A 12472-nucleotide genomic window follows, 5' to 3' on the forward strand; every position below is an offset into this window, starting at 1 on the left:
CTTCACACGCGCGCGTTGGCCAATCCCGCTAGCTTGGGCCGGTCTCGGTGAAACAGGCGGAGCGGTATCATGGAGGCACTAAACCTTTCGCAGGTCCTTTGGGAGGAACGACGCGCGCTCGCGGGCGTAGCTCTGGAATTCGAGCGAGACGGCAACGGTTCGCCCAAGCAACCAGAGCCGCCGAAGCAGCCGGAGCAGACAAAGCCGGCGCCCGCGGCCTCGCCGAAAGCGGTCTACCACATCTCCGAGCCACGGCCTCAAGCCCCGCAGCAGCCGTCCAAAATCCCGCCGCCGACCGACGCGGTCCCCGAGCAACTCCTCACCGTCTATCAGGCCCTGAACGCGGACGACCGATGGGCGCTGTGTTTGTCAGGCGGAGGCATCCGTAGCGCAGCGTTTGCGCTCGGCATCCTGCAAAGGACTGCTGCGCTAGAGGTCACGTCGAAGCGCCGGGATGAGGAACCCGGCCCGGCGCTGAAGCAGTTCGAGTTTCTTTCCACGGTGTCGGGCGGTGGTTATATCGGCAGTTGGCTGTCAGCCTGGCTGTTTCAGGAGCGCCAGCGCGAGAAGGAGCGCCAGAGACTGATTATCCCACCAGTCGGGGGAGCGCCCAGCCAGAGCGCTACGCCGGATACGGTGGTTCCAGCGCTCAATCAGCGAGAGAGCCGCGGTCAACTCGGAGATCACGAGGAAGCAGAGCCGATCTCCAACCTCCGGCGCAACTCGCACTTTCTCTCTCCGAGCTTTTCGTCGCTTTCGCCCGATCTGTGGAGCGATGTCGCCGGCGTCCTGCGCAATCTGTTCCTGAACTGGATCCTCCTCGTCCCCCCGATGATCCTCGCGGTGCTGGTCACCAGGGCTTTCTACTTTGCCCTCCTCGATGCGCTCAACATCACGAACGAGAAGACGTGGTTCCTGGGTGTGATGATCATACCGACCGTATGCATCCTGGTCTCCTTGTCGTTCTCCTTCGCGAACCGCCCCGCCCGCGGCTGGATCAACGTCTCGCAGCCCTGGTTTCTCATTTGCGATCTCGCGCCCTTCCTCGTTGGAGCCGCACTGCTGGTTTTCGTGCTGCAAAGCCCGTATGGCCTGGAGATGCTCACCTACGTGACCGACAAGCTTGGCTTCAAGCTCGACGCACAGGCCAAAGGAGCTCAATTCTACGCCAACGTCGTCATTCGCGGCGCCGTGCTTGGAACTTTGTTTTATCTCGCCTCCTCCGTGTTCGCGCGCGGGTGGGCCTGGGTCTTCCGCAAGACGGCCCGCTTGCCGCGCACGGTCAAGCCCTGGCAACGCTGGATCGATCTCGGCGCCTGGAGCCTCGCCGGTGCGGCCTTCGGACTGCTGAGCGCCGCGGGACTGGCTTTGCTTTGGTATTTGAACCGATCCGGCTCCAATGCCACGACAACGGCCTTTGCCTGCGTCCTCGGGCTTCCTTGGATCGTGATGGCCCGGATCGTCGCCGACGTGATCTATATCTCGTTCGCCGAATTCCTGTCCGAGGTGGACGTGGGACTCGAGTTCCAGGCGCGGTCGAGCGGAATCTTCACACTGGCGTATATCGGCTGGCTGCTGTGGTTCGGGCTCGTGCTTGGCGCACCGGCGGCTGCAAAATTGATTGCGAGCCACGCCCTCGTCCCCTCGCTCGCGGCAGGCGGAGGTATTTCAGGCCTGCTTTCGGTGATCCTGGGGGCGAGCTCGAAGACCAAGGCCGCCGCCCAACAAGTGTCAGGCCTTCGTCAATATCTCGGGCTCAACACGATCGCGGCAATCGCAGCTGCGATTTTCGCAGCAACCGTGGTCGCGCTGCTGTCCATCGGCTGGGACATGGCGTTTCTGTCTGGCCCCGATGATCATATGCCCTGGAGAGACGTGGCCGTGGCAGGCGTGTTGCTGGCGCTGCTGATCTTCGCAGCCTCGCGTGTCCTCAGCATCAACCGCTACTCACTCCACAGCATCTACCGGAACCGCCTGGTGCGCGCTTTCCTCGGCGCGTCGCGTAGTGAGGAAGACCGTGACGAGACGAAGAACGCCTTTACGGACTTCGACGGCCGCGACAGTCCGTATTTGCAAGATCTCTGGGAACCAAACGTTATACCGCGAGGGGCCAATTGGAGACCGTTCCACGTCATCAGCGCGGCGCTCAACCTCGTGTCGTCCAAGAACCTGGCCTGGCAAGAGCGGATGGCAGCGCCCTTCACATTCTCGCCGCTCCATTGCGGCAGCGGCAGCGCGGCATTTTCGGATGGCGCTTTCCGGACGACCTACGCAAGGGCCAAACAGCCGGAGCCTTACGGAGGACCACCGCTTGGCCTCACGCTCGGGACCGCCATGGCGATTTCGGGCGCGGCGGTGAGCCCGAGCATGGGCTACAACTCCTCACCGGGCGTGGCCTTCCTGATGGCGTTGTTCAACGTGCGCCTTGGCTGGTGGCTGGCCAACCCGCGCGGCGACAATCCCGACTATGCGGAGGTCAAGCCGCCTTATGCGCTGGTACCGTTCTTCATGGAGATGTTCGGCCTGACGAGCGAAACCCGGCGCTGGGTCTACCTGACCGACGGTGGGCACTTTGAAAATCTCGGCCTCTACGAAATGGTTCGCCGGCGTTGCCGCGTGATCGTGGTCAGCGACGCCGGTTGCGACCCCGATTACTCTTTCGAGGACCTCGGCAACGCACTTCGCAAGATATGGATCGATCTCGGCGTTCGGATCGACCTGCCTGGCCTGGACCGCTTGAAGGCCCGTTTCAAGGAACGCCCGACCCCTGCAAAGGAAGAGCCCTACTGGGCCATCGGCAATATTCTGTATAGCGAGGCCGATGGCGGCCAGTCGCAGGACGGATTGCTCCTGTACTTCAAGTCCGGCCTACATGGCACGGAACCGATGAGCGTCTTGAGCTATGCGATAGCCCACACGACCTTCCCGCACGAGACGACGCTGAACCAGTTCTTCTCGGAATCGCAGTTCGAAAGCTACCGCATGCTCGGTTACGAGATCGCGGACCGCGCTTTCAGGTCCGGCGACGGGCTTGTCGCCGACGCGACCACCGGGGCGCCCCCCACATTCCTCTCGATCGTGCAGAAGCTCAAAAGCAAGACCCCGCCGGAATCCGCATCTGTCGCGGCAACGTCAGGGAAGCAATAGACAACGCGGAGACAGCAGCCGCGGCAGCATGGCTTCGATGCGCGCATCATCGTGACTTCAAGCCGCCCGCTGCCGTACGTCGCCCCGATCTCAGCGAACATGCGCGAGATAATACGCAAGCTCCCCGATCTGGTCCTTCCCGACCGTCTGCATCACGTCGGCCATGGTGGCGTCATAGCCGTGGCGAGTATTGTCCTTGTATTCGGCAAGGGTCTTGGCGAGATAATCCTCGCGCTGGCCCGCGATGCGCGGGACGTTCTCCTTTCCGGAGTAATCGGTGTTGTGGCAGGTGTTGCAGCGGTTCTGCTGTGCCAGCGCTTCGCCGCGCGCCATACGCGAGGCATCGGCGGCGTCGGCCGGCGGTGACGGCTTCGGCAGCGCGGCGATGACATCGGAGAAGGTGCGCAGATCGTCGTCCGTCAGGGATTTTGCCATCTCGTTCATCGGCTCGAACAGGCGCAGCTTCTCGCGGAACATGAAGAGCTGGATCAGCGCGTAAGGCGCCTGCTGGCCGCCGAGCGACGGCGTGTTCCCGGTCTCCGACGTGCCGCGCTCGCCGTGACAGGCCAGGCACGGTGCGGCGCGCTCCTGGAGGGTTTCGGCGCTGGCGGAGAAAGTAAGTGAAACAAGCGCCAGAGCGGCGGTGATTGTTATTCTCATTGGCCGCTCCCAAATCCTCCGTCATTGCGAGGAGCGAAGCGACGAAGCAATCCAGACTATTGCCGCGGAGGCACCCTGGATTGCTTCGCTTCGCTCGCAATGACGGCGGCTACTACCGATTGTTACCTACTTCGCCGCGACCTTCTGCTTGCCGTAGGTGATGCGGTAGACCGCGCCGTTCCAGTCGTCGGAGACCAGCAGCGAGCCGTCCTTGAGCTGCATCACGTCGACGGGGCGGCCGACATATTTATTGTCCTCGATGAAGCCGGTCAGGAACGGCTCCATCGACTTCACGGTGCCGTCCTTGTTCAGCTTGACGAGGACGACGTCTCCGCCCTGCTTCTGCGACTTGTTCCAGGAGCCGTGGCGCGCGACGAAGATCGCGTTCTTGTATTGCTTCGGGAACATGCTGCCGATGTAGAAGCGCATGCCGAGCGCCGCGGTGTGCGGGCCCATCAGGCCGACCGGGGCCGTATAGTTCTTGCAGTCCTTGCCCCAGCCGAGCTCCTGGTCGATGATGTTGCCCTGGTAGCAGAACGGCGCGCCGAAATCCTCGCCGGCCTTGGTGACGCGGTTGAGCTCGTCTTCCGGCACCGTCTCGGACAGCCAGTCGCGGCCGTTGTCGGTGAAGTAGAGCTGCTTGGTCTCAGGACTCCAGTCGAAGCCGACCGTGTTGCGCACGCCGACCGCGTAGACCTCGGCGCCAGAGCCGTCCAGATTCATGCGTCGGATCTGGCCGTGATCGGCATCGTGCAGCACGTTGTTGCCGGGCTGGCCGACCGGAACATAAAGCTTGTTGTCGGGGCCGATGGCGATGAACTTCCAGCCGTGCGCCTCGTCCTTCGGCAGCTTGTCATAGATGACGGTCGGCTTCGGCGGGTTGTCCAGGACGTCGTCGATCTTCTCGATCCTGGAGATCTTCGACAGCTCGGCGATGTAGAGCGTGCCGTCCTTGAAGGCGACGCCGTTCGGTCGGTACAGGCCGGACGCGATCACCTTGACCGACTTCTTGCCGTCCTTGTCGGTGATGGCATAGACCTTGTCGACGAGACGGCTGCCGACGAACACCGTGCCCTTGTCGCTCTGCGCGAGCGAGCGCGCGTTCGCCATGCCGGATGCATAGACCTCGATGTTGAACCCTGCGGGCACCTTGAGCTTGGCCAGCGGCAGCTTATCGGCCTGCGCCGGAATCGGCGGCGGCGCGACGGGCGCGAGCTTGGCGGCGGCCTCGTTGTCCGGCCGCCCGATCATGGGGGACCCCGGAGGAAGCGGTTGGGCGGCAGGTGCGGCCGGCGGACTGGCCGGCTGCTGCGCCGCGGCGGAAAACGTGAACGCACCGAAGACAACGCCCGCCAGCAACAGGCTGCGCGACGCAGACGAATAAGCCATCATGATGTTTCTCCCAGAAGCGGAAGCCGTCTTCAGACGCTGGCGCGTCCGCGGCTTTTCCGTACCCATAGTCTGAGAATTTGCGCCGGCAAATGCAATCGGAAACATCCGGGACTACGGATGCGCCGCCGGTGTTCGCGCCTGTTCACGGCGAGCAGCGGCACCGCCGGGAAAGATTTCCATGCTTTTTCGAAATACGGCCTGTGTCGCGGGGAGCGATGCGCCGCCAGCGCCGACGTCAATCGGTCACTGCGCTGCAAGAACCCTGGACTTCTTCGGAGCGATCTTTTCGACGACGTCCCGATCGTCGTCGCCGGCAACGTCCTCATCCTGATGATCTTGTCCGACGTGTCGCGTCGGACTGATCCACTGCGAGACGCGGTCGAGATAAAGATAGACGACCGGCGTGGTGAAGAGCGTCAGGACCTGGCTGACCAGGAGACCGCCGACCATGGCGTAGCCGAGCGGTTGACGGAGCTCCGAGCCGGTGCCGTGGCCCAGCATCAGCGGCACGCCGCCCAGCACGGCCGCCATCGTGGTCATCAATATGGGACGGAAGCGCAGCAGGCAGGCCCGGCGAATGGCCTCGACTGGCGACAGGCCCTGGTCCCGCTCCGCCACGATCGCAAAGTCGACCAGCATGATGCCGTTTTTCTTGACGATGCCGATCAGCAGGACGAGGCCGATCAATCCGATCAGGCTGAAGTCGAAGTGGAAGATGAGAAGCGTCGCCAGCGCGCCGACACCGGCCGACGGCAAGGTCGACAGGATCGTCAGGGGATGGATGTAGCTCTCATAGAGCACGCCGAGAATGAGATAGACCACGATCAGCGCCGCCACGATCAGCAGGGGCACGGAGGAGAGCGATTCCTGGAACGCCTTCGCCGTTCCCGCGAACGTGGAGGTGATGGCGGCCGGCACGTTCATCTGCCGCTCCATCGCGTCGACCGCCTGCGTCGCCTGGCCGAGCGCGACGTTGGGCGCGAGGTTGAAGGAGATCGTCACCGCCGGGAACTGGCCCTGGTGATTGATGGCCAGCGGGCGCACCGGCGCGGTGGTCCACTTGATGAACGCCGACAGCGGCACCTCGCCTCCCGTCGTCGGCGAACGCAGGTAGATCTGCTCCAGCGTGGACGGATTCTTCTGCAGCGAGGGCAGCACCTCGAGGACGACATAGTAGGTGGACAATTGGGTGAAGTAGGTCGCGATCTCCCGCTGCCCGAAGGCGTCATACAAGGTCGCGTCGATCACGTCGGGCGTGATCCCGAAACGCGCGGCCTGGTTGCGGTCGATCGACAGCGTCAGCGTGGTGCCCGACGTCTGCTGGTCGGACGCGACGTCGCGCAGTTCCGGCATCTGCTTCATCTTCGCGAGCAGCTTCGGGGCCCAGGTGTTGAGCTGGTCCATGTCGGTCGACTGCAGCGTGAACTGAAATTGCGTCCGCGACGCCCGGCCGCCGACGCGGACGTCCTGCGCCGATTGGAGGTAGAGACGCGCGCCCTGAACCTTTGCCGTCTGGACCTGCAGGCGGCGGATGACCTGGTCGGCCGAGTCGGTGCGCTCGTCGCGCGGCTTCAGCGTGATATACATCGTACCGTCATTGAGCGTGTTGCCGCTGCCGCCCATCCGCATCGCCATGTGGTCGATCGCAGGATCCTTCTGCACGATCGCGCCGATCGCCTGCATGTGCCTGGCCATGTCGGCGATCGACACGTCCTGCGAGGTCTCGACGATGCCGGTGATCAGTCCCGTATCCTGCTGCGGAAAAAATCCTTTGGGGATGATCACGAACAGATAGACCGTCAGTGCGATGGTCGCAAAGAACACCATCAGGGTGGCGAAGCGAAAGCGCAGCACGAGGTCGAGGCCGCGCGCGTAGCCATCCACGAGACCCTGGAACATCCGCTCGCTGAGCATATAGAGCCTGCCGTGATGCTCCTCGTCGTGCGATTTGAGGAAGCGCGAGGCCATCATCGGCGTCAACGTCAGCGACACGAAGGCCGAAACGACGATCGTCATCGCCAGCGTCACCGAAAATTCCCGGAACAGGCGGCCGATGATGCCGCTCATCAGCAAGAGCGGAATCAGCACCGCGATCAGCGAAACCGAGATCGAGATGATCGTGAACCCGATCTCGCTCGCGCCCTTGACCGCGGCGGCCATCGGCGTCTCGCCCTCCTCGATGTAGCGGGTGATGTTCTCGAGCATCACGATGGCGTCGTCGACCACGAAGCCGACCGCGATGGTGAGGGCCATCAGCGACAGATTGTCGAGACTGTAGCCGGCCATCCACATCAGCGCGCAGGCGCCCAGCAGCGCGAGCGGCACCGTGATCGACGGGATGATGGTGGCCCAGACGCTGCGCAGGAAGACGAAGATCACCATCACGACGAGGCCGATCGTCAGCAGCAGCGTGAACTGCACGTCCTTCACGGCCGCTCGGATCGTCTGCGTGCGGTCCGACAGCACCGAGACCTTGATTGCCGGCGAGATGCCCGCCTGCAGATGCGGCAGCTGCTTCATGACGCTGTCGACGGTGTCGATGACGTTGGCGCCGGGCTGCTTGAAGATGACCAGGAACACGCCGGGCTTGCCGTCGACCCAGCCGTATTGGGTATTGTCCAGCGGCGCGCTGACGGCATGGCCGATGTCGCCGACCTTGACGGGACTGCCGTTCCGATAGGCGATGACGATGTCGTTCCAGGCCTCGGCCTTGGTGAACTGGTCGTTGGCGTAGACGGTGTAGGTGCGGGTGTCGCCGTTGAGCGTTCCCTTGGGATTGTTGACCGAGATCACCGAGAGCGGGGTCCGCACGTCCTCCAGCGACAGGCCCTTGGCGACGAGCTTGGCGGGATCGATCTGGACGCGGATCGACGGCGCCTGCTGCCCGCCGACGCTGACCTGGCCGACGCCGCGGATATGGCTGATCGCCTGCGCGAGCTTGGTGTAGGTCTCGTCGGACACCTGCGTCATCGGCAGCGTCGTCGAGGTCGCGCCGAGCGTGAGAATGGGCGAGTCGGCCGGATTGACCTTCCTGTAGGTCGGCGGGGTCGGCATGTTCTTGGGCAATTGCCCGCTCGCGGCGTTGATGGCGGCGAGCACGTCGGACCCGGCGCCGTCGATGTTGCGCGACAGGTCGAACTGAAGAACGATCTGGGTCGAGCTGGTCTGGCTCTGCGACGTCATCTCGGAGACGCCGGGGATCAGCGCGAATTGCGATTCGAGCGGCTGCGCCACCGAGGACGCCATCGTTTCAGGATCCGCACCCGGAAGATTGGCAGAGACCTGGATCGTAGGGAAGTCCACCTCCGGCAGCGGCGCCACCGGCAATTGCGGATAGGCGATGATCCCGACGAAGACGATGCCGACCATCAGCAGCGACGTCGCGATGGGCAGACGAATGAAGGGAGCCGAGATGCCGCCAGCCATGTCAGTCAGCCGATCCGGTCTTGAGTTCGGCTTTGCCTTGAGCAGCGCCTTCGCTCGCATCCGCCGTCGGCGTGCCCGGCGGCTTGTCGTCGACCAGCGCGCCATCGAACAGGCGCGACTGCCCGGCCACCACGATCCTGTCGCCGACGTTCAGGCCTTCGGAGACCACGGCATTTGCATCTCCGCTCTGGCTGACCTTGATCGGCCGGGCGCTGACCTTGCCATTGTCGCCGATCACATAGGCGAACAATCCCGCCGGCCCGTGCTGCACGCCATCCTGCGGCACGACGATGACCTGCTTGCGCGTGTCGACCAGCATCCGCGTGGTGACCGACAGGCCCGGCCACAGCGCATTGTCCTTGTTGTCGAAGCGCGCCTTCAGGCTGATGGTCCCGGTGGCCTGGCTCACCGAATTGTCGATGATCGCGAGCCTGCCTTGCGACAGCGTCGTGGTTCCATCGGAGGTCAGCGCCTCGACGGGCACCTCGCCGGCGTCAAAGGCCCTGGCGATGGCCTGCAATTGCTCTTCCGGCTCGGTGAACTGCACCGCGATCGGCTGCAGCTGGGCGATGGTAACGATCCCCGAGGTATCCGCGGCGTGCACGATGTTGCCGGGGTCGACCAGCCGGAAACCCGTTCGTCCGCTGATCGGCGCCTTGATCGAGGTGTAGCCGAGATTGGTCTGCGCATTGTCGATGGCGGCCTGATCACCCTTCACCTGCGCGGTGAGTTGATCGACCAGCGCCTGCTGGGTATCGAGATTCTGCTGGGTCTCGAATTGCTGTTTCGCAAGCGTCAGGAAACGCTGCAGGTTCAACTGGGCGTTCTTCAGGCTGGCCTCGTCCTGCGCCTTCTTCGCCACCGCCTGCTCCAGAGCCGCGGTAAACGGGCGTTGATCGATCTCCAGAAGCGGATCGCCCTCCTTCACCATCTGCCCCTGCTTGAAGAACACCTTGGTGATCTGACCGTCGACGCGGCTCCTGACCGTGACCGTCTTGAACGGCGAGACGGCTCCGAGACCGTAGGTGTGCACGGGAAAGTCGGCCTTCTTCACCACGAACGAGGTCACGGGAATCTTCGCCGCAGCCTGATTGGAAGCGCTTTGCGCGGCCGCTGCGGCCGGCTTGACGCTCCCGAGGAATTCATACCACAGGCCGCAGGCCAATGCGGCTGTTGCAAGGATTCCAAACAGCGCAACGCTGAGTCTCGGTCGCCTCGTCATGTCCATCGCCATCTCGTTGCTTGCGCCTGCCTTCAGGTGACTCTGCTGCTTGCAGGTCAACGCACGGGTTGGAGTTGAAGTATCGCGGACAGGTTCGCGGCGTCAAAATAACGATTGCGTGCAACTTTCTGTACAATTCGTCATGTTCGCGCGTCGCGAAACGCAATCGCGCAGACGCAGCCGACAGATCGAAAACGATCAACGCGAAGCGGAGAAACAGACGGAAACGATATGGACAGGCGTTAAGGATCGCCGCGGCTTCACGCTGAATTGCGCCGGCGATCAGGAATTTAACGAACGCTCATCACAAGTCGGGCCTTATCATCAAAATCCAACAGCGCTGCTTGATGGGACGAGGCGCGAGATGAAGGCCGATCAACCGAACCACCGGGGAAATGTCATACCGTTTCGAACGCGATCAGGAGACGAGGGAGATCCGGTCGATGATGCGCGCTCCGACAACATCCTGCGGATGCTTGACCTCTCGAAGTTCGAACGAGATCGCCACGCGGTCGAGAACGACGCCAGCATGCGTTCGAACATCGCAGCAATGGTTCTGCTCGGGCTTCTCGTATTCATCGCAACGGAGGACTTTTCCAAACTCGAGCAATCGAATCTGTGCTTCCAAAATTCGGAGTGCAGGAACTAAGCAGCGCTCGCCATCGACCGGCGGGCGCGAGCAACGAAGCTCCTGACAACGCGACCATCGAGCACCGGATCCGCCCTCCCGCCATTGGCATCCTTCCCCCAATCGTGTAACCCGGCCAAAATGCTTGCCGGGACGGGACGCTCATGACCACCGCCACCACTGACGACGCGGGCGATGCCACCCCCGCGCTGATCCTTGCGCTGGTCGCATTGGCCTGCGGGCACATGCTCTCGACCTTGCTGCGCACGATCCCCGCGATCAGCCTCGACCTGATGGCGGCGGACTTCCACATCGAGCCGCAGGCGCTGGCGAGCCTGACCTCGATCTATCATTTTGCCTTCGCGGCGTCGCAGATTCCGGTGGGCGCTGCGATGGACCGGTTTGGCGTGCGACCGGTGTCGCTCGCTCTGCTGGCGGGAACCGTGTTCGGCGCGGTGGCATCGGGCTTTGCAACGGGACCCGAGAGTTTTGCGTTCGGCCAGTTCATGCTCGGCGTCGCAACCTCCGGCATGCTGATGTGTCCGATGACGCTGGCGGCCAAGCAATTGTCGGCGGCGCGGTTTGGGCTGTGGTCGGGCGCGATCCTTTCGATCGGCAATATCGGCATGCTGTTGTCGTCGAGCCCGCTTGCCTACGTGATCGACACTTACGGCTGGCGCGCCGGGTTCTGGATCTCCGCGGTCGGCGGCATCGTGGTGGCGCTCGCGGTGTTCGTGCTGGTGCCGAACCAGCCGGCCGAGCACAAGGACGAATCCTCCCCCGTGTCGCAGATGATCGAGGTGCTCAGGCTCGGCCTGTCGCGTCCCTTGCGCGGCTTGATCGCGCTGGCGCTGGTGTCGCTGGCAAGCTCGCTGGTGCTGCGTGGCCTGTGGGGCGGGCCGTGGCTGATGCAGGTCAAGGGACTGACACGGGTCGAGGCCGGCAACCAGCTCGGCGCATTCACGCTGGCGATGATCGCAGGTCCCCTGCTGGTCGGCATGATCGATCGCAGGCTCGGCCGCCGCCGCGCACTGGTGGCGAGCACGCACGCCTTCGCCGCGCTGCTGATCACGCTGATGGCACTGGGCGCGCCGCACCTCGCCGTCGCATGGCTGTTCGGCGTATCGGTCATGCCGCCGAACTATGATCTGGCACTGTTCGTGCTGATCGGCCTCTTCACCTCGGCGCAGCCGCTGCTGTTCGGCATGTCCAGGCAGCTCGTCGACGCGCAGGTCGCGGGCAAGGCGCTCGCGGCGGTGAATCTGGCCTTCTTTCTCGGCACGGCCTTGATGCAATCCGTCACCGGCGCGGTAGCGGCCTTTGCGGGCCTGCCGGCGGTGCTGCTGTTCATGGCGACGGCGCTCATCGTCGGCGTGCTGATCTTTTTGACTTATACGACACCAAGTTCACAGGATGGGTAGAGCGAAGCGAAATCCATCAACGCGTATGTCGCGCCTGAATCATGACAGACCAACGCTCCCTGGCGACGATGGGTTCCTGCGACCGAAGCCGTACCGCCGATGAAACCGCGTCAGCCGTCACCGCCTATGAATGCGTGGAGTTGTGGGGCTTTCTGAGCTCGCGATCAATCCGGTCTTCAACTCTGCGGGCAGCCAGGCCCATGAGACTCGTTTGGGTTTTGCCGGTCGAGACCGTCGCACCGATCTGGAACCGCCATTGCCAAACGCGCGGCTCAATCTGCACGAGCGTGAATTCGACGCCCCGGCGATTCATCGCTTGGGTCGCGATCGCAACAATTTCGCCTCCTCCTCGGCCAGCAGCTTCAAGAGTACCTCCCGCTCCTGATCGTTGTGCGGCTCCGCGAGCTTCTTCCGGAACAGTGCAATGTTTTCCCGGTGAACGTAATCATCCACTGCACCCTCCATCAGGCACGGCCACTGCGCTCTCTCACACCGATCGATCATCGTGGACTCCGAACGACACCGGTGTCTGTACGGAGACCCGCATTGAAGGGGCAGTTGCAAGACCGATCCGAC

General features: G+C 63.3%; 8 protein-coding genes. 3 read left to right on the forward strand and 5 right to left on the reverse strand.

The genetic code is table 11. From position 1 onward, the window contains the following. Positions 1-69: 69 nt before the first annotated feature. Positions 70-3147, forward strand: coding sequence for a hypothetical protein (locus tag AC1RR3_RS06900; RefSeq protein WP_492820694.1), 3078 nt, complete (start codon positions 70-72; stop codon positions 3145-3147). Between the two features lie 90 nt (positions 3148-3237). Here AC1RR3_RS06900 and AC1RR3_RS06905 read toward each other — a convergent pair whose 3' ends face one another. The 4 genes from AC1RR3_RS06905 to AC1RR3_RS06920 form a co-directional block, all read right to left on the reverse strand. Beyond that, complete coding sequence (locus AC1RR3_RS06905) at positions 3238-3807, reverse strand: c-type cytochrome (protein ID WP_492820696.1); 570 nt, start codon at positions 3805-3807, stop codon at positions 3238-3240. 126 nt (positions 3808-3933) lie between these two features. Beyond that, positions 3934-5199 carry a PQQ-dependent sugar dehydrogenase gene (locus tag AC1RR3_RS06910; protein ID WP_492820698.1) on the reverse strand — a complete coding sequence of 422 codons (1266 nt, stop codon included), beginning with the start codon at positions 5197-5199 and terminating at the stop codon, positions 3934-3936. Positions 5200-5442: 243 nt separating this feature from the next. After that, positions 5443-8625, reverse strand: coding sequence for an efflux RND transporter permease subunit (locus AC1RR3_RS06915; RefSeq protein WP_492820700.1), 3183 nt, complete (start codon positions 8623-8625; stop codon positions 5443-5445). Between the two features lies 1 nt (position 8626). Further along, positions 8627-9847 carry an efflux RND transporter periplasmic adaptor subunit gene (locus AC1RR3_RS06920; RefSeq protein WP_492820702.1) on the reverse strand — a complete coding sequence of 407 codons (1221 nt, stop codon included), beginning with the start codon at positions 9845-9847 and terminating at the stop codon, positions 8627-8629. A 49-nt stretch (positions 9848-9896) separates the two neighbouring features. On the opposite strand from AC1RR3_RS06920, the gene AC1RR3_RS06925 reads away from it, so the two are divergent. Both AC1RR3_RS06925 and AC1RR3_RS06930 read left to right on the forward strand, forming a co-directional pair. After that, a complete protein-coding gene (locus AC1RR3_RS06925; protein ID WP_492820704.1) occupies positions 9897-10496 on the forward strand; it encodes a hypothetical protein in 600 nt (199 codons plus the stop codon). 143 nt (positions 10497-10639) lie between these two features. Next, positions 10640-11896 (forward strand): MFS transporter, encoded by a 1257-nt coding sequence (locus tag AC1RR3_RS06930; RefSeq protein WP_492820706.1) that lies wholly within the window; start codon positions 10640-10642, stop codon positions 11894-11896. A 309-nt stretch (positions 11897-12205) separates the two neighbouring features. On the opposite strand, the gene AC1RR3_RS06935 is transcribed toward AC1RR3_RS06930, so the two are convergent. Then, a complete protein-coding gene (locus AC1RR3_RS06935; RefSeq protein WP_492820708.1) occupies positions 12206-12349 on the reverse strand; it encodes a hypothetical protein in 144 nt (47 codons plus the stop codon). Between the last annotated feature and the right edge of the window lie 123 nt (positions 12350-12472).

The sequence above is a fragment of the Bradyrhizobium sp. GW821-FHT13H05 genome (assembly GCF_058804065.1).

Excerpts from the sequence above, each read along its gene's own strand:
- AC1RR3_RS06920 (WP_492820702.1), bottom strand. The coding sequence starts at position 9,847 with ATGACGAGGCGACCGAGACTCAGCGTTGCGCTGTTTGGAATCCTTGCA.
- AC1RR3_RS06905 (WP_492820696.1), bottom strand. The coding sequence starts at position 3,807 with ATGAGAATAACAATCACCGCCGCTCTGGCGCTTGTTTCACTTACTTTC.
- AC1RR3_RS06910 (WP_492820698.1), bottom strand. The coding sequence starts at position 5,199 with ATGATGGCTTATTCGTCTGCGTCGCGCAGCCTGTTGCTGGCGGGCGTT.
- AC1RR3_RS06930 (WP_492820706.1), top strand. The coding sequence starts at position 10,640 with ATGACCACCGCCACCACTGACGACGCGGGCGATGCCACCCCCGCGCTG.
- AC1RR3_RS06900 (WP_492820694.1), top strand. The coding sequence starts at position 70 with ATGGAGGCACTAAACCTTTCGCAGGTCCTTTGGGAGGAACGACGCGCG.
- AC1RR3_RS06915 (WP_492820700.1), bottom strand. The coding sequence starts at position 8,625 with ATGGCTGGCGGCATCTCGGCTCCCTTCATTCGTCTGCCCATCGCGACG.